Raw genomic sequence first — 19,150 nt, forward strand, 5'->3', positions numbered from 1 at the left:
CGTCACCCCAGTGACCGGTCCAGCGCGGCCAGGGGCATCGCGAACAGCATCCGGTCCGACAGGGACCACACCTCGCCGGTCCCCTGCCAGTAGGACAGGGATCCCGCGGACGCGGCCCAGCAGTGGTGCGAGGCCTCCGAGCCGCAGTGTGCCGCCGTCGCCCCCTCGGTGTCCTGCCGCCACAGCCCGCCGTGGCCGTCCATGGATCCGGACGGCCGGCCCACGTACCAGGACGGTCGCGCCTGCCCGGGCTGCCGGTACGACAGCACGCCCCGGATCCCGGCCGCGTGCGTCCGGTAGGCCTCGACCGCGTCGACCCGGCCGGTGCCGTCGGCGGCGAGCAGGCCGGTGCGCGCGGGGTCCGTGCTGAACGCGTACCGCCACAGCCGGCTGTGCCGGTCGCCGCCGGGCGCGGTCCACTCGCCGGCGACGAGGGTGTCGGGTGCCGTGCCGCGGTCGAGGGAGAGGGCGCCGGGGCAGGGCGGGCCGGAGGCGGTGCAGCGGCCCGCGGCGAAGCGGTACGAGCCGACGGCGGGCATCACGTACCGGTAGCCGTCGGCGGACCAGCCGCCGGGCACCCGGCCGATCGCGGCCCCGTCCACCGTGGTGCGCTGGATGCGGTCGAGGTCGTACACGTAGAGCGCCTCGGCGCTGCCGCTCGTGGTGGTGACCAGCAGCTTGTCCTGGTGCCAGACCATCCCGGAGATACGGGAGGCCAGGCCCCGGTAGTCGCGGCCGCCGTCGACGGGCACCACCAGGAGCACCCAGCGGTAGGCGGGACGGCTCGGGTCGTCGGCGTCGACGAAGGCGACCCTGGCCAGGCCCCGTTCGGCGGCGGGCCCGGTGGTGGTGCTGTGGGTCCAGCCGGTGAGGATCACCCGGTGGGTGCCCCAGACGCCGTCGTCGTCGGCGTCCCCGGAGGTGGTCACCGAGGCCGGCCGCCAGGCGGTCGCGGTGGCATCGGACCGGTCCCAGCAGTAGGCGCGGTCGGTGTCCGGGGTGACGGGCAGGGTCGCGCGGTCCTCGGCGGTGCAGTCGGCGCCCTCGCGCAGGGTGCGGTCGGCGTCCTTCAGCACGGCGTCGACCCCGACCGGGTGGCCCATCGAGGCGGCGAGGCGGTTCAGTGTGGGTGCGGGCACCAGATGCTCCTGGAGCCGCAGGGGGCCGGTGTCGGCCGGGGAGGTCAGTGGCTTGAGCGCGCCGGGGTTCTCGGCGACCCCGGCCTGCGAGGCGCTGATCAGGGTGGCGGCCGCCGTCAGGGCCAGCGCGGTCCCGGCCAGGACCGCGCGCAGGGCCGCGCCCCGTCTGCGCCGGCGATGTCTGCCGCGATGCTTCATGTCTCCTCCACAGGCGGGCCAACTGCGCCTGGTGGTCTGTGCGTTGACCGAGGAGCAGGTGGGGAGGCCCGTAGCGATGCTACGGCAGTGAGGGGCGGAGCGGGGTGAAGACCCCGCAATTATGCGGAAGTCAGCCGAACGGGGCGGGTGCCGCACCTCGGAGTGCACCCGTGCGTGTCATCCGGCGCCTGCCTGGTGCCCGTCCCTGCGCGTCAGTCGGCCGCCGCCGCCCGTCGCCGTGCCACCGCCGGAGCCGTGGACTGGGGGAGCAGGTCGCAGGGGTCGCCCGGCAGCAGCACCTCGACCTCCACGTCCTCGCAGAAACGATACGGCCGGTGTTGCAGAAGGTCCCCAAGATATCGGCGAATTCTGGACATTTCTGCCCTTACGGTCACCGTTCTGGAGGGGTCGCCGAACAGGTCCTCGGCGAGGCCCGCCGCACCGCGCCCGGAGCGGTGTTCGGCGAGCAGATAGAGCAACTCGGCGTGCCGGGGGCTGAGTTCGCGGGACCAGGACCCCGCTGTGGCGGCGACGGTCACCGAGCTGCGGACCGGCCGCCTCAGGTCCAGCACGATCCGGGTGGTGCCGGCCGGCGGTTCCTCCTCGGCCGCCCGCAGCAGCCAGCCCCCGGCCAGCGGCTCCACCGCGCACGAGCCGAGCGAGGGCAGCCACCGGTACCCCGGTGTCAGGGACTTGGGCAGCGTGACCCGCCGTACATAGGGCATGCCGGTCACGGCGGCCGCCCAGCCGTCCCGGTCCACCACCAGCGCCCGCCCCTCCAGCCGGGCCAGCACCGGCGCGGCCATCGTGCGCAGCCGCTCCAGCGAGGCCAGGTGCAGCTCGCGCAGGTGCGCCTCGGCGAGCTTGGCGACCGAGTCCACCCAGGCGAGGGTCGCCGGATGCATGGTCTCCAGCGGGCCGCTCACGTCCACCACGCCGATCAGCCGGCCGTCCCTCGGGTCGGTGATCGGGGCGCCCGTGCAGGTCCAGGAGGCGTGCGAGCGGACGAAGTGTTCGGCGGCGAAGACCTGTACGGGCCGCCGCACCACCGCCGGGGTGCCCACGCCGTTGGTGCCGACGACGTCTTCCCGCCAGTCGGCGCCGACCATGAACCCGAGGCTGTCGGCCTTGCGCAGGACCGGCGGGGAGCCCTCCCGCCACAGCACGCGCCCCTCGGCATCCGCGACGACCATGATGTGCTGGGCCACGTCCGCGACCGAAAGCAGACCTTCGCGCAACACCGGCAGGATGTGCCTGAGCGGTGACTCCTCGCGTCTGTGCCGCACTTCGTCCAGGGACAGCGGCCGGGATCTGAAGTCGTGGTCGGGGTCGACCCCGCTGCGCAGCATCCGTCCCCAGGACTGCTCGATCACCGGCCGGGGCGCGATCCGCGCACGTTGTCCGGCGAGTGTCGCCTCGCGCAGCTCGCTCAGCACCCGCGCCGCCTGCGCCGCGTCCACGGCGAACAGGCGCGCCACGTTCATCGGCGGGTTCACCACTGGGGTCCTCCCGGAAAGGCGATCGAACACACTTGTCAAGCCATTCCGGCGGCGGATTCCGGTCCGGCTGCGGGTCTCATACTGCCGCCTGGATCATGCCGGAGGCACACACTCCGCGCACACACACCACCAAGTTGCAACCCCCTGCAACCCTGGTGAACCGTACGAGGGTGGCCGAGACTTGACCATGACGCCGCCTCCGAGCGGCGTTCGTGGCCTCGAACGGGCCTGTGAGGCGGGGGTGGTGCCGTGTCGGCGCAGCACCACCCTCGCTGGGGCGGGGGCGTCCGCGACAGGGGGTGCGGCCCGGTGCGCGTCGGCGTCTGCGGGGTCGTCGTGGCTGGTCGGGCAGTTCCCCGCGCCCCTGAGTCGGCAACGGCGCCCTCGGCTGGTTCGTGGACCCTCTTACGGCACCGGCCGTGCCCGCTCCACCACCGATTCAAGATCCAGGCCCGTCGGCAGTGTGCCGAAGGACGCGCCGTGATCGCCGCCGAGGCGGGAGGCGCAGAACGCGTCGGCGACTTCCGGGGGTGCGTACCGCACCAGGAGTGAGCCCTGGAGCACCAGTGCGAGGCGCTCGACCAGGCGTCGCGCCCGGCCCTCGATGCCGTCCAGGTCGGCGAGTTCGGTGAAGAGGTCCTTCACCGCACGGTCCAGCCGGTGGTCGGCGCCGTGTGCCAGGCCGATCTCGGTGAGGCAGGCGTCCAGGGCGCCCGGCTCGCGCTGCAGCGCCCGGAGCACGTCCAGCGCCTGTACGTTTCCGGCGCCCTCCCAGACGGAGTTCAGCGGCGACTCGCGCACCAGCCGGGGCAGGCCCGACTCCTCGACGTACCCGTTTCCGCCCAGGCACTCGGCGGCCTCCACGGCCAGCGGTGCGCAGCGCTTGGTGATCCAGAACTTGGCGGCCGGCACCGCGAGCCGCAGGAAGGCGCGCTCCTGCTCGCCTCCGTCGTCGTAGGCGGCCGCGAGCCTGAGGGTCAGCGCGGTCGCGGCCTCGGACTCCAGCGCGAGATCGGCCAGCACGTTGCGCATCAGCGGCTTGTCGACCAGCTTGCCGCCGAAGGCCTCCCGGTACGTGCAGTGGTGGACGGCCTGCGCCACCGCCTGCCGCATCAGGCCCGCCGAGCCGAGCGCACAGTCCAGCCGGGTCGCGGCGACCATCTCGATGATGGTGCGCACCCCGCGGCCCTCCTCGCCGACCCGGCGGGCCCAGGTGCCGTCGAACTCGACCTCGGCGGAGGCGTTGGACCGGTTGCCCAGCTTGTCCTTGAGCCGCTGGATCAGGAACACGTTGCGGGTGCCGTCGGCGAGGACGCGCGGGACGAGGAAGCAGGTGAGACCGCCTTGTCCCCGGGAGGGGGATGCCTGGGCCAGGACCAGGAAGCCGTCCGACATCGGCGCCGAGCAGAACCACTTGTGTCCCCTCAGCGTGTACGTCCCCGCCTCGGCGAGCGGCCGGGCCTCGGTGGTGTTCGCCCGTACGTCGCTGCCGCCCTGCTTCTCGGTCATGCCCATGCCGAACAGGGCGCCGGGCTTGAGTGCGGCGGGCCGCAGCTCACGGTCGTAGACCGTGGACGTCAGCCGCGGCTCCCACTCGGCCGCGAGCGCGGGGTCGGCCCGCAGCGCGGGCACGGCCGCGTGGGTCATCGACAGCGGGCAGCAGTTGCCCGCCTCGACCTGCGTCCAGATCAGGAACCCGGCCGCCCTGCGCACATGCCCGGCGGGCCGCGTCCAGGCGCCGGTCAGCCCCGCACCGACACCCTTGCCGAGCAGCCGGTGCCAGGCCGGGTGGAACTCGACCTCGTCGATCCGGTGGCCGTACCGGTCGTGCGTGCGCAGCCGGGGCGGGTGCTCGTTCGCCTGCACCCCCCATTCCTGCACCTGTGCCGAACCGGAGGCCCGGCCGAGCGTGGACAGCTCGTCGCGCACCTCGTCCAGAACGTCCGGAACGGTGTGCCGCTCGACCGCCTCCACGAGGGCCCGGTCGGCGGTGAAGAGGTCGTAGCCCGCCAACGCGGGAGGCTGGTTCGTCACGGTGTGAGTCGAGTTGCCTGCCATGATGGCGAATCTACCCGGGACGGTGGCGACGGGGTCTCCAGAGTGGCACAACGGCGCCCGCGGACGCGTCCGCGCCGGTCACCGGCCCCGGAAGGTGAGGTCGGTCCGCCGTGGCGGATACCGTTAGGTCGTGCAGTCAGGAAGTGAAACCCCCGAGCGGCCCGCGGGCCGGCTCCACCGGGCCAGAGCCCTCTACCGCAACGTCTCCAAGCGTAGGACCGCCTGGCTGCTGCTGAAGGACACCGTCAACTCCTGCATGGAGTACCGCATCCTGGGCCTGGCGGCCGAGGCGGCGTTCTTCACGCTGCTGTCCGTGCCGCCGCTGCTGCTGAGCCTCATCGGCCTGCTCGGCTACGTCGACGCCTGGACCGGCGCGGACACCATCCAGAGCCTGGAGACCAACCTCTTGGAGGCCTCCCGCACGGTCCTGTCGGACAAGGGTGTCAAGGAGATCGCCGAGCCGATCCTGCACGACGTGATGAAGGGCGGCCGGCCGGACGTCATCTCCATCGGCTTCCTCTTCGCCCTGTGGTCGGGCTCCCGCGCGGTGAACGTCTTCATCGACACGATCACCGTGATGTACGGCCTCGACGGTGTCCGCGGCATCGTCAAGACCCGGATGATGTCCTTCCTGCTGTTCATCGTGGCCCTGCTGATCGGCTCGGTCGCGCTGCCGCTGATGGTGGCCGGACCGGACGCGGTGGTACGGATCGTGCCCTGGTCGGAGACGGGGATCCAGGTCCTCTACTGGCCGGTCGTCATGGTCCTGTCCATCGTCTTCCTGACGACCCTCTACCACGTGTCCGTGCCGGTCCGCTCCCCCTGGATCGAGGACGTGCCCGGCGCCCTCGTCGCCCTGGCCATGTGGGTCCTGGGCAGTTTCCTCCTCCGCATCTACCTCACCAACACCATCGAGGGCGCCACGATCTACGGCTCGCTCGCCGCCGCCGTCGCCGTCCTCCTGTGGATCGGCGTGTCCGCCTTCGCCGTGCTCGTCGGCGCCGCGGTGAACGCCGCGATCGACCGGGTCTGGCCGGCCGCGGCCACGGCAGCCGCCCGCGAGGCCAACGAGCGGCTGCGCGAGGCGCAGGTCGTCGAGTACGTCGCCCGTGCCGCCGCGGCCCGCGAGTCCGACCCCGAGGACCCCGACATGCCCTCCGAGTTCCCCGAGCGCTGGTCCCGCTTCCTGCCCCCGGAGGACGTCACGGCCCGCCTGCGCACCCACGCGAAGAACCCGCACCACCCGCACAAGGGGCACGAGGTGAAGGGCGCGAACGGCACGAACGACGGGACACCGCCGCACGGACACTGACCGCGGCACGAAACGGCCCCTCACACCACCACAGCACCGCGAAGCGGCTCCTTTCGACCGCAGTACCGGCGCGAAGCGACTCTTTCTCACTGCCGCGAAGGCGCGAGGCCGGACCGCTGCGATGGCGCGCTGCCGCTGCTTCTCCCCGTCGCGATGGCGTGCGGTTGCTCCTTCTCGCCGCCGCCACGGCCCGTACCCCGATGGCGGTGACCGGCGGCCGGTGCGCGTGTCACGGCCGCTCCGCGGCAGCGTCGGGCTTCCACACTCCCTCCGCCGCGGCCTCCCGCACGAACGCGCCGAAGTCGCGCGGCTCGCGGCCCAGCACCTCCCGTACTCCGTCCGACAGGTGGGCGTTGTGGCCGTCGAGCAGGGACTCGAAGAGGTCCACCACGAAGTCCAGCTCCTCGGGCGGCACCCCGAAGCCGGCCAGCCGCTCGCCGTACTCCCGGGCCGGCACCGCCCGGTAGGACAGCTCCCGCCCCGTCGCCGCCGCGATCTCGGCGACCGCCTCGCCGAAGCTCAGCAGCCGGGGTCCGGACACCTCAAGCACCTGCCCGACGTACCGGTCACCCGCGCCGATCGCCGTGACCACCACGTCCGCGATGTCCCGCGCGTCGATGAACGGCTCGCGCACCGCCCCGCCCGGAAACACCAGCTCCCCGTACTCCCGCAGCTCCGCCACCAGCGGACCCTCGCTGAAGTTCTGTGAGAACCACGAGGCCCGTACCACCGTCCAGTCCGCCCCCGACGCGCGCAGCGCCTCTTCGGCGGGCCGCGCCTGCTCCTTGCCCCGCGCCGACAACAGCACCAGCCGCCGAACCCCCAGACCGACGGCCTCGCGGGCGAGTCGCCCGACCGCGTCGGCCGCGTCCGGCGCCCCCACGTCCGAGGGACAGAGCAGGTACGCCGCGTCGGCGCCGCGCAGCACCCGCGCCCACGTCGAGTCGTCCCGCCAGTCGAAGCCGTACGCCCGCGAGGCCGCCCGTACCGTCATCCCGGCCGCCCGCGCGGCCTCGGCAACCCGGCTGCCCGTACGACCGGACGCGCCGGTCACCACCACTGTCCATCCGTGTTCACTGCCCGTGTTCCGCGTCATGTCCGTCAGTCAACTGCGGCCCCGGGCAAGGAACCATCGCCGAGCGGCTCACCCGCATACGCGCGCGTCTACGCTGACCCCATGGACGCACTCGCAGGCCTGCTGGACGGCCCACGCGCGCGTGGCGCCTTCATGATCCGCGCATGCTTCGAGCCGCCGTGGGCGGTGCGCGTGGAGGACCAGGCCCCGCTGACGGTCATGCTGATGGCCCGCGGCGACGCCTGGATCACCCCCGACGGCGGCGACGAGCGGGTGCGTCTGCGCCCCGGGGACCTGGCGATCACGCGCGGCCCGGATCCGTACACCTGCGGCGACGCCCCGGACACCGCCCCGCAGGCGCTGATCCTGCCCGGCGGCGAGTGCCGCTACCCCGACGGCCGCACCCTGAACGGCTCCATGGACCTCGGCGTGCGCACCTGGGGCGACCGCCCGGACGCCCCGACGGTGATGCTGATCGGCACCTACCTGATGCAGGGCGAGATCAGCGGCCGGCTGCTGGACGCCCTGCCTCCACTGCTGACCCTCCCGGCCGACCTGTGGCAGTGCCCGCTCACCCCGTTCCTCATGGAGGAGATCGTCCGCGACGAACCCGGCCAGGAGGTGGTCCTGGACCGCCTGCTGGACCTGCTGGTGATCAGCGCGCTGCGGGCCTGGTTCTCCCGCCCCGAGGCGGCCGCGCCCGCCTGGTACCTGGCCCTCGGCGACCCGGTCGTCGGCCGCGCCCTGCGCCTGATCCAGGACGACCCGGCGCACCCCTGGACGGTGTCCGTGCTCGCCGCCGAGGCCGGGGTGTCCCGCGCGGCTCTCGCCCGCCGCTTCACCGACCTGGTCGGCGAACCCCCGATGGCCTACCTCACCGGCTGGCGCCTGGCCCTGGCCGCCGACCGGCTCCGCGAGACCGAGGACACCCTCGCCGCCATCGCCCGCCGGGTCGGCTACGGCAGCGCCTTCGCCCTGTCCAGCGCCTTCAAGCGGGTGTACGGCGTCAGCCCCCAGGAGCACCGCACCCGGGCGGCGTAGCCTGGCGTGCGTGTACGAGGAGCGGCCGTCCCGGCTGACCGGCGCGGTGGTGTGGCAGCGCACCCCGCAGGACCTGGAGGGTGTCCGCCCGGTCCTGCCCGACGGCTGCATGGACCTGCTGTACAGCGAGGGCCGGCTGCTGGTCGCCGGACCCGACACCCGCGCGTACGTCCCCGGGGGCCCGCCCCGCGCCTGGGCGGGCATCCGCTTCTTCCCCGGCACCGCGCCCGCTCTGCTCGGCGTACGGGCGCACGAACTGCGCGACGCCCGTGTCGAGTTGGCGGACCTGTGGCCCGCCGCCCGGGTACGGCGGCTGTGCGACCGTGTCGAAGCGGCCCCCGCCCCGGCGGCGGCTCTGGAGGACGTGGCCCTGGACCTGTCCGCACGGTCGGCGGCAGCGCCCGACCCGCTCCTGCGCCACCTCGTGGAGAGCCTGGGCGCGGGCCGCCCGGTCGCGGCGACCGCCACCGAACTCGGCATCGGCGCCCGCCAGTTGCACCGTCGATGCCTGACCGCCTTCGGCTACGGCCCCAAGACCCTGGCCCGTGTCCTGCGCCTGCAACGCGCCCTCACCCTGGCCCGCTCCGGTATCCCCTACGCAGAGACGGCGGCCCGCGCCGGATACGCGGACCAGCCCCACCTCGCCCGTGACGTGCGGGAGTTGGCGGGCAGGACACTCGGCGAGCTACTCGGCGGCTAGCGGCGCGAACAGATCGACGCCGTTGCCGTCGGGGTCGTGCACGGTGGCGTACCGCTGCCCCCAGAACGCGTCCCACGGCTTCAGCTCCCCGTGGTACCCGGCGCCCACCAGATCCTCGTACACGGCGTCGACGCCGCCCGGCGAGTCGCACCGGAAGGCCAGCCCGACCCGCCCTCCGGCGGCGGGCGGCCGCCACCCGGAGTGGAACGACCGGACCGTCTCCTCGGTGTCCAGCGCGAGCACCGGTCCGCCGGGCAACTCGGCCTCGACATGAGGCTGTTCCTCCGCCCCGTCCGGGAAGACCAGCCCGAGGCGGCGGTAGAAGGCGAGCGAGGCGGCCAGGTCGGAGGCCACCACGCCGATCACTGCGAATCGTGGAGTCATGCGGCCACCGTAGGCAGGAGGGGAGCACCTGGTCTTGAAGGAATCGGACACGACCGTCCCAGTGGATAAGCGGTTGCCTGCGCGTCCTCGAAGCCGGAATGATCCGTCTGTTCGAGGATGGGGGAGTGGCTGTTGGCGGACGTGTTCGTGTGCGACCGGTGCGGTACGGAACTGACCGTGCCCGTGTCGAGGGTCGCGTTTCCCGTGCGGGCCCGGCAGCTCTATGGGCACGAGATGCTCCCGGCGCTGATGGAGTCGGGGACGTACGCCGTCGATCCCGAGCGCCGTGGCGGGCCCTGGCGCCCGTGGGGCGAGGTCGGTGAGGAGGGGGCGGCGGCCGAGGGGGTGTTCGCTCCGGTGCACGCTCTGCCTTCGGGGCCGCCGGGTGCGGTCGTCGTCGCGCCGGGGGACATCCGCGGCACCGTACTGATCCCGGACCGCTGCGACGGCTACTGCCTGGGTCTGGACGGCAGGGACGGCCCGAACCTGGCCTGTGAGGAGTGCGGCCGGCCGGTGGCGACCCGGATGGACGACTGCTCGATCTGGCAGGCGGTGTGGCTCGAACCCACCGCCGTACGCCGTGTCCCGGGCCCGGCTCCCCGGATCACCGACTGGGGCACCCTGGTGGAGGAGCGGATCAGCACGCCGCCCGTCGAGCAGCCCGGGTACTGGAGCCCGCAGTGGGAGGCGGCCGCCGGTGTCGCCCTCGCCCACCTGCTGGTGGCCTCGTCCGGCGCACCCGTCGCCCTGCCCGAGGGACTCCTCACGGACGTGTTCGGCCGTGTGCTGCACGCGCTGCTCCCGGCCGGTCGGCCGGCACGTGCGGCGGCCCTGGCCGGCCCGGGCCTGCCCGCCGCCGCGCCCGGCATCGCCCTGGTCCCGGCGCACCCGCAGACGGGCGAGCCCTGGCAGCCGCCCGCCGGCCCGGCGACCGTGCCGCTGCCCGCCGACGTATGGCTGGGCCTGGCCTTCCCCGAGGACCGGTCGCGGCTGCCGGTGACCGGCGGACTGCCCCGCGACGTCCAGCGCGACGACCCCCTGCCGCTCCACCCGAACTGGCTGTTCCGGCCGGACCGGGACGTGTTCCTGTACACGCTCGCCCGGCTGCCCGCCGTACGGCAGCCATGGCTGCGCCGGATCTACGACCGGGCGCGGAAGAACTTCCTTCTGGTCTAGGGGCTCAGCCGAACGTCACCGGCCCCTGTGCCGTCCGCACGGTGAAGGAGATCGCGAACGGCCCCTGGGTGACCGTGAGTTCGGTGCCCAGGGCCGACAGGTGGGATCGGACCTCCTCCGGGTCGGGGGCCGTGGCCGTCACCTCGAGGAGAGGGGTGACGGGCAGGCCCGAGGCCGCCGGGTGCGGTGAGTCGCCCCAGTCGATGAGGAACGGGACCAGCCCGGAGGGGTGCGTGGTGCCGCTGTCGGTCAGCCGCCACCGGAGCAGAGTGCCGTCGGGGGTGCGACGGCTCATCGGGTGGACCGGCCCCGGGTCGTACCCCCGCGCACGGGCTGTCGTGATCGCCGCCTCCAGACGGGGCGGGCTGATCGCCCAGGTCACCGTGCGCGGACCGGCCAGCCGGTCGACTCCGAACGGCCGCAGCTCCACCGGCTCCGCCTGCTCCGGATCCGGCCCGATGATCTCCAGGTAGCTCCGGCCGCCCAACGCGACCAGGTGGTTCCGCGTCCCCAGCTCGACGTGCACCCCACCGGGCGCGGGTGTCACCCCGGTCCGCCGCGCGAAGTCGGCGACGGTCGCGGCGAGATCGGGCGTGGCGAGGACGAGGTGGTCCAGCAGTGGAGGAATGGGCTTCATTCCGCGGGAGGTTACGGGAACGGCGCCTCGGTGCGGAACACCTGACCACAACCTGAATCCCCGAAACCCGGGCGTTTCCAACAGGGCGGACGGGCCGTTGAGTTCGTTGCTCCCGTGTCGCGAACAGTGGAACTCGATCACATGACTCCTCGGCTGCTGATCTGCACCCGCACCACCGACTACCGCCACGACTCCGTACCGGACACCGTCAACGCCCCGTGCGCGCTAGGGGAGTTCGCCGTCGAGCACACCGAGGACCCGGCATCTGCCCACCGTCCGGGACTTCACCGACGAGTGGTACGACTTCCGGTCCAGCCCGCGTGGACGCGCGCGGGTGCTGCTGCGTGCCGACGAGACGTCGTGCGAGGGGGCGGGATGGGCGCCGACCATCCGCCGGCGTGGTGCCGTGGGCAAGGTGTCGGACGTGTGTTCCATACGGCTCTCGGGCGCGCCGCCGAGGCCTACCGGGGTCCGGCCTTCCTGGCCCGCCTGGGCGGCGGGGTGGACTGGGTGGTGCGGCGGTCCGAGTGACGTTTCTGCGGTGAATGCGTTGCGCCATTGGAGTGAGTAAAGCTCGCGTAGAGCGCAGGTCATGTGCATATCTAGAGATGCTCTTGTCTTGGCAAAGGGCGTCGAGGTGCGGGGCACCACCCCGTGCCACCCACCCACAGGAGGAGCCGGACCTTGACTTACGGGAATCAGCTGCGCGAGCGGATCGCCGGGCCCGGGACCACACCGCTGATCGGCGTGCACGACATGTACTCGGCCTCGATCGCGGCCAAGCACTACGACGGGATGTTCGTCTCGGGCTTCGGCTTCGCGGCCTCGTACTACGGGCTGCCGGACATCGGTTTCATCGCCTGGCCGGACATGGTGGCCTTCGTCCAGCGGCTGCGGGGCGCGTTCCCGCACCACCATCTGCTGGTCGACATCGACGACGGCTACGTCGACCCCGAGGTCGCCTGTCATGTCGTGGAGGGGCTGGAGCGGATCGGCGCCTCCGGGGTGATCCTGGAGGACCAGAAGCGGCCCCGCCGCTGCGGGCACGCCGACGGAAAACAGGTGCTGCCGCTGGAGGAGTACCTGGAGAAGCTGGAGAGAGTCCTTGCGACCCGCAAGGACCTGGTCGTCGTCGCCCGGACGGACGCCACCGACGAGCACGACATCCTGCACCGGGCAGAGCGGCTCGCCGCGACCGACGCCGACGTGGTCCTGGTCGACGGGGTGCGCAGCGTCGAGTGGATCGAGCGCATCCGCAAGGTCGTCGGGGACAAGCCGCTGCTGTTCAACCAGATCGCCGGCGGCAAGTCGCCCCGCCTGTCGCTGGGCGAGCTCTCCGACCTCGGCGTGGACGTCGCGATCTACAGCACCCCCTGTCTGTTCGCCGCCCACGAGGCGATCGACTGCGCGCTCGCCGAGCTGAAGGCGGCCGACGGCCGGCTGCCGCACGTGGACCCGGCGAGCGGGATCGGCGTGAGGGCGTCGACCAGTCTGCTGGAGCGCAACATCGACCCCGAGCGGCGCCAGCCCGAGGGCGTGGGCGTATGACGGGCGCCGTACCCCGGCTCGGGGCGGCCGCGTTGCTCGCGATGACGCTCCTGTGCGCCGGTGCCGTGCCCGCGGTCGCGAACGGGGGCCTGATCACCGTCATCGACAACTCGCAGAAGGGCACCGACAGCTCGGAGACCGACTCCACCCTGGAGATCGACCGCGCGGGCAACGCCAACACCGGCAGTGGCACGGCGGGCAGCGACCACGACGGCAGCGCCGTGGAGGTGGTGAAGGCCATCTTCGGAGTCGGGGAGCAGGACGGGGACGACTGAGGAGAAGATCAGGGTGACGGCCGGGGACCCCGTGCGGGAGGTGCCCGGCCGTCCCGCTGCCCGGCCGCCGCCACCTCGGCGAGCGGCTGACGGACCGCGGTCGGCGCGGGGGCCGCCCAGCGGGCCTCGGGCAGGTCGTCGAAGCCGACCACGCTCACCTCGTCCGTCCGGCACCCTGAGCCCCCGTTCGGCCGGCGCCGCGTACGCACGGAGAGGGCGCGGGTGGGCCTTTCGAAACTCCGAACAGCCGGAGGCCGGCGGTCACTTCGGCGCGCCGGGCGTCACCCGCGTCCGCCCGTACCGGCGCATGGCGGCCGTCCGCCGGTCGATCGTCACCGCCTTCCAGCGGATGCCGGCTTCGAACAGGGTCATCGGCACGTCGCCGAGTACCACCTCGGCCAGGACGTGACTTACACCGCGTACACCTGAGGCAGCGGCCGGAACCGCGCCCAGCGGTGGCTCCCGAGGGCGGAGGCGGCGACTCGGCTCCACCTCCGGCGGCTACGACCGGCTCCGCTTCGGCACGCTCATGTACGCCGAACGGGCCGCCCTACGCCATTCGGCCGTACGCCGGGTCCGTGCACCGGAATACAGCCCCGCGATGTGGTGCTCTGAAGTGGACGGTGCACGCGCACGGCGAAGGGCTGGTGGGTGATGACGGCAGACCTGACGGGCCCCGTGGTCATGACGCCGCACGGGGCCGTACGCGGCCGCTACGAGCGGGGCGTCGCGGTGTTCCGGGGCATCCCGTACGCCGCCCCGCCCTTCGGTCGCCGTCGCTTCCGGCCGCCCGAGCCGCCCGAGCCCTGGGACGGGGTGCGCGACGCCGGATCCTTCGGGTCCACGGCGCCGAAACCGCCGTACACCGGGGCGTTCGCCCAGTACCTGGCCGACCCGGTCGTCGCCGGAGACGACTGCCTCAACCTCAACGTGTGGACCCCCGAGCCGGGCCAGGGGGCCCGGCTCCCGGTCCTCGTCTGGCTCCACGGCGGCGCTCTGACCAGGGGATCCTCGGCGGTCCCGGTCTACGACGGCCGCACCTTCGCCCGCGACGGCGTCGTCTGCGTCTCGGTCAACTACCGGCTGGGCGTCGAAGGCTACGGGCTGTTCCCGGACGCGCCCTGCAACCCCGGCCTGCGTGACCAGCTCGCCGCCCTGCGCTGGGTCCACGAGACGATCACGGCGTTCGGCGGCGACCCCGGCAACGTGACCCTGTGCGGACAGTCGGCCGGCGCGATCAGCGTCGGCGCCCTGATCGCCGCACCCCAGGCCCAGGGCCTGATACGAAGGGCCGTCCTGCAGAGCGGACCGCCGGAGGTCTCGGAGCGGGACAAGGTGCGGCGCATGGTCCGCCGCATGGCCACCCGACTGAGGATCCCCGCCACCGCCGGGGCCTTCGCCGACGTCGACCGCGACCTGCTGCTGCGCACCCAGGCCGAGGTGGGACGGCTGAGCAGTCCGGTGCTGGGCGGCCCCGCCTTCGGCATCGTCGTGGACGGCGACCTCGTACCCCGCGACCCGCTCAAGGCCCTGATCGACGGCCAGGCCGCCCGGGACATCGGCCTGCTCATGGGCTGGACCCGGGACGAGTACCGGCTGTGGCTGGTCCCGGGCGGACTCATGGAGCGCGTCGACCGGCTCGGGCCCGTCGCCCTGGCCGGCGCCATGGCCCGCTGCCACGTCGGCCACGAGGTGCCGCGCGGCTACCGATCCCTGCACCCGGAGGCCGGCACCGCCGAGATCGTCGGCCAGATGGTCACCGACCACCTGCTGCGCATCCCGCTGCACCGACTGGCCGACGCCCGGCCCGGCAGCTCGTACCTGTACGAGTTCGCCTGGCCGTCCCGCCTGCCCGGCCTCGGCGCCTGCCACGCCCTGGAACTCGGATTCGTCTTCGACACCGCCGACGTGCCGGAGTCGGCCAAGCTGGCCGGCGAAGGGGCTCCGCAGGAGCTGTGCGAGGCGATGCACACGGCCTGGGTGCGGTTCGCCGCGACCGGGGATCCCGGCTGGCAGGCCTGGGACGCCACCCGTCCGGTACGGATCTTCGACGACGGTGTCCCGCACACTGCCTACGGTCCACGGGATGCGGACCTCGCCGTGTGGGCGACCGCACCCACCGTCCCGGAACCGGCACCCGCCGCCGACTTCCGGGCCCCCGGAGCCGAACTCGCCTCGGCGGTACGCCGCTTGCGCCGTTCGGTCGGGGCGCTACGCCGCTGAACGGCAGGCGCCCGCCCCGGTCGGCGGGTGGGGGAGACGGGCCAGGGGCAATCGCCGCTGTTCCCGAGGTCCGCCGCGGACCGGCAGGACGCGGACACCTGGCGGCACGGCGGCCGCGAGGGAGGCCGAAACGGTGGTCAGGCCGCAGCCGGCGGCGACGAGACGGAGCTTGGCCGGCCAGTCACGGGCGGTGCGGGCGATCTCGGGCCGCTCGTCCAGGCCCGGCCGGACGCCCATCAGCCCGTCCTCTCCCGTGGGACTTGTCGCGGGACCTGCTCGCCGACGCCTGCTGAGCCCCGTGGGCCGGCGCACTTCATCCGTCCGCGGTCAGCTCCCGTTCGGCCACCGCGCGGAAGCTGTGCGGCGGGCGGCCGGTGAGGCGCCGGACGGTGTCGGTGATCCGGTCCTCGGCGCCCTGGGCGATGGCGCGGTCCATGCCGGCCAGCATGGCGGCGACTCCATCGGTATGGACGCGGCCAGGCGATCGCGCATCGCGTCCGGTGAGGTCTGGGTGGGCATGGAATCCTCCGTCCCGTACGATACGGACCAGTGGTCCGCTTCCATGACGATACGGACCGCTGGTCCGGATCGCAAGGGAGGAACCACGTGACCGAGCGCAGACCGCGCAAGGACGCGACGCGCAACCGGGCGGCCGTCTTCGCCGCCGCCGACGCGCTCTTCGCCGAGTGCCAGAGCCCCGAGAGCGTCACCATGGCCGACATCGCGGCCGCGGCCGGCGTCGGCAAGGCGACCCTCTTCCGTGCCTTCGGCGACCGCACCGGCCTGATCCGCGCGCTGTACGAGGCGCGGCTCGAACCGGTCAGGAACGCCGTCGAGGAGGGCCCGTCACCTCTGGGGCCCGCCACGGCGCCGCTGGTGCGCGTGCCGGCCCTGCTCGACGCCGTCCTGTGCTTCAAGCTCGACAACCGTCACCTCGCACTGGCCCTGGAGCGGACCGGCGCGGACAGCCCCTACCAGGCCGAGCACTACGAGCGCTGGCACGCGCTCCTCCGGGACCTGCTGGAGCAGACCCCGCACCTGGCCGGCACCGGCAGCGCGGACTTCACCGCCCACGCGCTGCTCGCCGCCACCCGGGCCGACCTCGTCGCGTACCTGGCCGGCGGGAGGGCCGTGCCCCGGGAGGAACTGCGGGTGCAACTGGCGAACTTCACCGCCTCGGTCCTCGGCACCCGTCATCCCGGCATGCCCGCATGAGGGGGGATCACCCGGGGCGTTCGGAGCACAGGCAGCCGACGCCCCGCTCGATCCACTCCTGGCAGGCCCATTCGGGATGCCGCTCGATCAGCAGCGCCCGGACCTCGGCGACCGTCTCGTCCTCGCCCATCGCGCGGTTCCGCCGCCATGTCTCGTCGCGCAGCTCGCGCAGGTAGTCGCGGACGTCGTCGAGCCCCGCGGGCCGCTGACGGCGCCCCTGGTGTGGCCCCGGCCGGTCGGCCGCAGCCGGGTCGTGGTCGGATACGACCGGCGCCCGCCCGCCACCTCGGAGGCGAGGGCGAGGACCTGCTCGACGGCGGCCTCGGCGCCACGAGCGGGCAGCCGCGCATGGCGATGTGACCCCTTCGGAGGCGCTCCTCGGTGCAGGACGGACACCCCTCAGCCGCCCACCACCGCCACGGAGTCCCGCACCACCACATGCGTGCCGAGCAGCAGATGCACGTCCGCCGACTCGGCGCCGTGCCCCAGCGCCGTACCCACCGCCAGCCGCCCCAGCTCCTCGTACGGGACGTGCACGGTGGTCAGCGCCGGGTGCAGGTCGCGGGCGAACGGGACGTCGTCGTACCCGGCCAGCGACACGTCCCCCGGCACCCGCAGGCCGGTCTCGTGCAGCGCGGTGAGCGCGCCCGCCGCGACCACGTCCGTGGCGGCCACCACAGCGGTGAACTCCAGCCCCTGCTCCAGCGCCCCGCGCATCAGGCGGTGGCCGCAGTCACGGGTGAAGTCGCCGTGCAGCAGCAGTTCCGGGTCCGGCTCCAGACCCCGGGCACGGTGGGCGGCGAGGTAACCGCGCTCGCGGCCCTGGGCCGTGGAGTGATCCGGTTCGCCGCCGAGGAACAGTACGCGGCGGTGGCCCTGGGCGAGCACATGGGTCACCAGGGCGTGGGCGCCGCCCTCGTTGTCGTACTCGATCACCGTCACCGGTGCGCCCGGGTCGAGCGGCGGTCGCCCGCACAGCACCAGCCGGGAGCCCGCCGAGGCCAGCGAGTCGGCGATCCGGCGGGTACGTTCGCGGTATGCGGGGGTGTCCGCGGCGCCGCCGACGAGGATCACCGCGGCCGCGCGCTGGGCGCGCATCATCTCGATGAACTCCAGCTCGTGCCGCGGGTCCCCGTCCGTGCTGCACACCAGGCACAGATGGCCGAGCCGGGCCGCCTCGCGCTCCACACCCCGGGCCATGTGCGCGAACGCCGGTCCCGTGATGTCCTCCAGCACGAACGCCAGCGCCGGCGTCCCGGCCCCCGCGATCGCCTTGGCCCGCGCGTCGGCCACGTAGTCCATCTCGCGGACCGCCCGCAGCACCCGGGTACGGGCCGCCGCGCTCACCGGATACACCCCGCCCAGCACCCGCGACACCGTGGACGCGGACACCCCGGCCCGCGCCGCCACGTCCCGGATGGTGCTCCGCCCGACCCCACCGCTCTTCCTGGTCATCGCCCGCCCCCTCCCCAGGGGAACTTGCCCAGCACGGACCGATTCCAGTGCCGGGAGGATGGCGCCCCAAAGGGGCGCGGGGAACTGCGCGACCAGCCCAGAACAACCCGCACCCGCCCGAAGTCCGAACCCCCTACGGCGAGAGGGCGGACCTCACACCACCCCCGCTATCGCGGCGATCCCCTCCGGCCCCACCCTGCAGCACCCCCCGATCAGCCGAGCCCCCGCCTCCCGCCACGCAGTGACCTGCTCCGCGCCGAACGTGGTCCGCCCCCGCCACACCCGCGCCTCCGCGTCCCAGACCTCCCCGCTGTTGGGATAGACGACGACCGGCTTGCCCGTCACCCGGGCCGCGGTCCCGACGGCGTACGCCACATCGTCCGGGGCACAGCAGTTGACCCCGACGGCGATCACCTCGTCCACGTCGGCGGCCGGCGCGAAGGCCTCCTCAAGGGGCTGCCCGGCACGAGTGCGTCGACCGTCGACGGTGTACGAGAGCCACGCCGGCACCCCCAGCCCCCGCACCGCCCGGAGCAGCGCCACCGCCTCGTCGGTGTCAGGGATGGTCTCCAGGGCCAGTACGTCCGGAGCGGCGGCGGAAAGCACCTCCAGCCGCGGCCGGTGGAAGCGCTCGAGGTCCTCGACGCTCAGCCCGTACCTTCCCCGGTACTCGGACCCGTCCGCGAGCATCGCCCCGTACGGCCCGACCGACGCCGCCACCCACAGCGGCCGCGCCGCCCCCGCGTCCCGCGCCCGCCGGGCCGCCGCACGGGCCAGTTCCACGCTCGACGCCAGCAGCCGCGCGGCGTCCTCGCGGCCGATCCCGCGCCGGCCGAAGCCCTCGAAGGTGGCCTGGTAGCTCGCGGTGATCGCCACATCCGCGCCCGCCCTGAAGTAGGCGAGGTGCGCCTCGGTGATCGCCTCGGGCCGCTCGGCGAGCAGCCGCGCCGACCACAGCTCGTCGCTCAGGTCGTGCCCGGCCGACTCCAACTGGTTGGACATGCCGCCGTCGAGCACCAGCGTCCCGGCGGCGAGGGCATCGGCGAGGCGGGGGGAGGTGTCGCTGCTCATGACATGACGCTAGTCCAGGCAGCGAGGGAACACGGAGACAGGGTGAGGCGTGCGGCTACTCCCGCGCCGCGTGCCGCCCGCCCCCGCGCTGCCCCTTGCCCCGGGTGCGCGCGGTCGCCGGGAACACCAGCGCGCCGAGCAGCC

17 protein-coding genes and 4 pseudogenes are annotated in these 19,150 nt (G+C 73.6%); 9 read left to right on the forward strand and 12 right to left on the reverse strand.

The window, feature by feature from the left end:
- Window positions 1-2: 2 nt before the first annotated feature.
- The 3 genes from AVL59_RS12215 to AVL59_RS12225 all read right to left on the reverse strand — a co-directional run bounded on the left by AVL59_RS12215 (window position 3) and on the right by AVL59_RS12225 (window position 4,894).
- A complete protein-coding gene (locus AVL59_RS12215) occupies window positions 3-1,337 on the reverse strand; it encodes a hypothetical protein (RefSeq protein WP_067302733.1) in 1,335 nt (444 codons plus the stop codon).
- A 212-nt stretch (window positions 1,338-1,549) separates the two neighbouring features.
- Window positions 1,550-2,821, reverse strand: coding sequence for a GAF domain-containing protein (locus AVL59_RS12220; protein WP_208870588.1), 1,272 nt, complete (start codon window positions 2,819-2,821; stop codon window positions 1,550-1,552).
- Between the two features lie 420 nt (window positions 2,822-3,241).
- The gene (locus AVL59_RS12225) at window positions 3,242-4,894 is read right to left on the reverse strand and encodes an acyl-CoA dehydrogenase family protein (protein ID WP_067302739.1); all 1,653 of its coding nucleotides are present in this window, start codon (window positions 4,892-4,894) and stop codon (window positions 3,242-3,244) included.
- A 130-nt stretch (window positions 4,895-5,024) separates the two neighbouring features.
- On the opposite strand from AVL59_RS12225, the gene AVL59_RS12230 reads away from it, so the two are divergent.
- Window positions 5,025-6,206 (forward strand): YihY/virulence factor BrkB family protein, encoded by a 1,182-nt coding sequence (locus tag AVL59_RS12230; RefSeq protein WP_208870354.1) that lies wholly within the window; start codon window positions 5,025-5,027, stop codon window positions 6,204-6,206.
- Window positions 6,207-6,435: 229 nt separating this feature from the next.
- Here the strand turns inward: AVL59_RS12230 and AVL59_RS12235 are convergent, their stop codons facing one another.
- Window positions 6,436-7,302 carry an NmrA family NAD(P)-binding protein gene (locus tag AVL59_RS12235; RefSeq protein ID WP_067302742.1) on the reverse strand — a complete coding sequence of 289 codons (867 nt, stop codon included), beginning with the start codon at window positions 7,300-7,302 and terminating at the stop codon, window positions 6,436-6,438.
- Between the two features lie 81 nt (window positions 7,303-7,383).
- Between AVL59_RS12235 and AVL59_RS12240 the strand changes: the two genes are divergently transcribed.
- Entirely contained in the window at window positions 7,384-8,322 is a 939-nt protein-coding gene (locus AVL59_RS12240) for an AraC family transcriptional regulator (RefSeq protein WP_067302744.1), read from the forward strand.
- Between the two features lie 10 nt (window positions 8,323-8,332).
- Window positions 8,333-9,022 carry a helix-turn-helix transcriptional regulator gene (locus tag AVL59_RS12245; RefSeq protein ID WP_067302747.1) on the forward strand — a complete coding sequence of 230 codons (690 nt, stop codon included), beginning with the start codon at window positions 8,333-8,335 and terminating at the stop codon, window positions 9,020-9,022.
- On the opposite strand, the gene AVL59_RS12250 is transcribed toward AVL59_RS12245, so the two are convergent.
- Window positions 9,008-9,406, reverse strand: coding sequence for a VOC family protein (locus AVL59_RS12250; protein ID WP_067302750.1), 399 nt, complete (start codon window positions 9,404-9,406; stop codon window positions 9,008-9,010). The genes AVL59_RS12245 and AVL59_RS12250 overlap by 15 nt on opposite strands.
- Window positions 9,407-9,538: 132 nt before the next feature.
- Between AVL59_RS12250 and AVL59_RS12255 the strand changes: the two genes are divergently transcribed.
- On the forward strand, window positions 9,539-10,582 hold the full coding sequence (locus tag AVL59_RS12255) for a hypothetical protein (protein WP_237281488.1): 1,044 nt from the start codon (window positions 9,539-9,541) through the stop codon (window positions 10,580-10,582).
- Between the two features lie 4 nt (window positions 10,583-10,586).
- Here AVL59_RS12255 and AVL59_RS12260 read toward each other — a convergent pair whose 3' ends face one another.
- Window positions 10,587-11,219 carry a VOC family protein gene (locus AVL59_RS12260; RefSeq protein ID WP_067302755.1) on the reverse strand — a complete coding sequence of 211 codons (633 nt, stop codon included), beginning with the start codon at window positions 11,217-11,219 and terminating at the stop codon, window positions 10,587-10,589.
- A 250-nt stretch (window positions 11,220-11,469) separates the two neighbouring features.
- Here AVL59_RS12260 and AVL59_RS56830 point away from each other — a divergent pair.
- The 3 genes and pseudogenes from AVL59_RS56830 to AVL59_RS12275 all read left to right on the forward strand — a co-directional run.
- A pseudogene (locus tag AVL59_RS56830) lies at window positions 11,470-11,750 on the forward strand (ThuA domain-containing protein); the annotation flags it as partial.
- A 153-nt stretch (window positions 11,751-11,903) separates the two neighbouring features.
- Window positions 11,904-12,767, forward strand: coding sequence for an isocitrate lyase/PEP mutase family protein (locus AVL59_RS12270; protein ID WP_067302757.1), 864 nt, complete (start codon window positions 11,904-11,906; stop codon window positions 12,765-12,767).
- Window positions 12,764-13,042 carry a hypothetical protein gene (locus AVL59_RS12275; protein ID WP_067302759.1) on the forward strand — a complete coding sequence of 93 codons (279 nt, stop codon included), beginning with the start codon at window positions 12,764-12,766 and terminating at the stop codon, window positions 13,040-13,042. The genes AVL59_RS12270 and AVL59_RS12275 overlap by 4 nt, the downstream gene beginning before the upstream one ends.
- A gap of 53 nt (window positions 13,043-13,095) precedes the next feature.
- On the opposite strand, the pseudogene AVL59_RS47900 reads toward AVL59_RS12275, so the two are convergent.
- Window positions 13,096-13,255, reverse strand: a pseudogene (locus AVL59_RS47900) (substrate-binding domain-containing protein); the annotation flags it as partial.
- Between the two features lie 441 nt (window positions 13,256-13,696).
- On the opposite strand from AVL59_RS47900, the gene AVL59_RS12280 reads away from it, so the two are divergent.
- Window positions 13,697-15,265 carry a carboxylesterase/lipase family protein gene (locus tag AVL59_RS12280; protein WP_208870355.1) on the forward strand — a complete coding sequence of 523 codons (1,569 nt, stop codon included), beginning with the start codon at window positions 13,697-13,699 and terminating at the stop codon, window positions 15,263-15,265.
- Here AVL59_RS12280 and AVL59_RS12285 read toward each other — a convergent pair.
- Window positions 15,254-15,532 (reverse strand): annotated as a pseudogene (locus tag AVL59_RS12285) (LysR family transcriptional regulator); the annotation flags it as partial. The gene AVL59_RS12280 and the pseudogene AVL59_RS12285 sit on opposite strands and share 12 nt — an antisense overlap.
- Window positions 15,533-15,578: 46 nt before the next feature.
- A pseudogene (locus tag AVL59_RS47905) lies at window positions 15,579-15,769 on the reverse strand (ergot alkaloid biosynthesis protein); the annotation flags it as partial.
- Window positions 15,770-15,871: 102 nt separating this feature from the next.
- Here AVL59_RS47905 and AVL59_RS12290 point away from each other — a divergent pair.
- Window positions 15,872-16,480: a TetR/AcrR family transcriptional regulator gene (locus AVL59_RS12290; protein WP_067302764.1), complete on the forward strand. Its 609-nt coding sequence runs from the start codon at window positions 15,872-15,874 to the stop codon at window positions 16,478-16,480.
- 7 nt (window positions 16,481-16,487) lie between these two features.
- Here AVL59_RS12290 and AVL59_RS55530 read toward each other — a convergent pair whose 3' ends face one another.
- The 3 genes from AVL59_RS55530 to mmuM form a co-directional block, all read right to left on the reverse strand.
- Complete coding sequence (locus AVL59_RS55530; RefSeq protein ID WP_257785080.1) at window positions 16,488-16,610, reverse strand: hypothetical protein; 123 nt, start codon at window positions 16,608-16,610, stop codon at window positions 16,488-16,490.
- A gap of 269 nt (window positions 16,611-16,879) precedes the next feature.
- Window positions 16,880-17,935, reverse strand: coding sequence for a LacI family DNA-binding transcriptional regulator (locus tag AVL59_RS12295; protein WP_067302766.1), 1,056 nt, complete (start codon window positions 17,933-17,935; stop codon window positions 16,880-16,882).
- Between the two features lie 153 nt (window positions 17,936-18,088).
- A complete protein-coding gene (gene mmuM / locus AVL59_RS12300; RefSeq protein ID WP_067302769.1) occupies window positions 18,089-19,006 on the reverse strand; it encodes a homocysteine S-methyltransferase in 918 nt (305 codons plus the stop codon).
- Window positions 19,007-19,150 lie beyond the last annotated feature (144 nt).

It is taken from the genome of Streptomyces griseochromogenes, assembly GCF_001542625.1.
Classification (GTDB): Bacteria; Actinomycetota; Actinomycetes; order Streptomycetales; family Streptomycetaceae; genus Streptomyces; species Streptomyces griseochromogenes.

What these genes read in the sequence shown, in the direction of transcription:
- AVL59_RS12275 (WP_067302759.1), top strand. Translation starts at nt 12,764, where the DNA reads ATGACGGGCGCCGTACCCCGGCTCGGGGCGGCCGCGTTGCTCGCGATG.
- AVL59_RS12295 (WP_067302766.1), bottom strand. Translation starts at nt 17,935, where the DNA reads ATGACCAGGAAGAGCGGTGGGGTCGGGCGGAGCACCATCCGGGACGTG.
- AVL59_RS12250 (WP_067302750.1), bottom strand. Translation starts at nt 9,406, where the DNA reads ATGACTCCACGATTCGCAGTGATCGGCGTGGTGGCCTCCGACCTGGCC.
- AVL59_RS12280 (WP_208870355.1), top strand. Translation starts at nt 13,697, where the DNA reads ATGACGGCAGACCTGACGGGCCCCGTGGTCATGACGCCGCACGGGGCC.
- AVL59_RS12260 (WP_067302755.1), bottom strand. Translation starts at nt 11,219, where the DNA reads ATGAAGCCCATTCCTCCACTGCTGGACCACCTCGTCCTCGCCACGCCC.
- mmuM (WP_067302769.1), bottom strand. Translation starts at nt 19,006, where the DNA reads ATGAGCAGCGACACCTCCCCCCGCCTCGCCGATGCCCTCGCCGCCGGG.
- AVL59_RS12220 (WP_208870588.1), bottom strand. Translation starts at nt 2,821, where the DNA reads ATGAACGTGGCGCGCCTGTTCGCCGTGGACGCGGCGCAGGCGGCGCGG.
- AVL59_RS12240 (WP_067302744.1), top strand. Translation starts at nt 7,384, where the DNA reads ATGGACGCACTCGCAGGCCTGCTGGACGGCCCACGCGCGCGTGGCGCC.
- AVL59_RS12225 (WP_067302739.1), bottom strand. Translation starts at nt 4,894, where the DNA reads ATGGCAGGCAACTCGACTCACACCGTGACGAACCAGCCTCCCGCGTTG.
- AVL59_RS12235 (WP_067302742.1), bottom strand. Translation starts at nt 7,302, where the DNA reads ATGACGCGGAACACGGGCAGTGAACACGGATGGACAGTGGTGGTGACC.
- AVL59_RS12215 (WP_067302733.1), bottom strand. Translation starts at nt 1,337, where the DNA reads ATGAAGCATCGCGGCAGACATCGCCGGCGCAGACGGGGCGCGGCCCTG.
- AVL59_RS55530 (WP_257785080.1), bottom strand. Translation starts at nt 16,610, where the DNA reads ATGGGCGAGGACGAGACGGTCGCCGAGGTCCGGGCGCTGCTGATCGAG.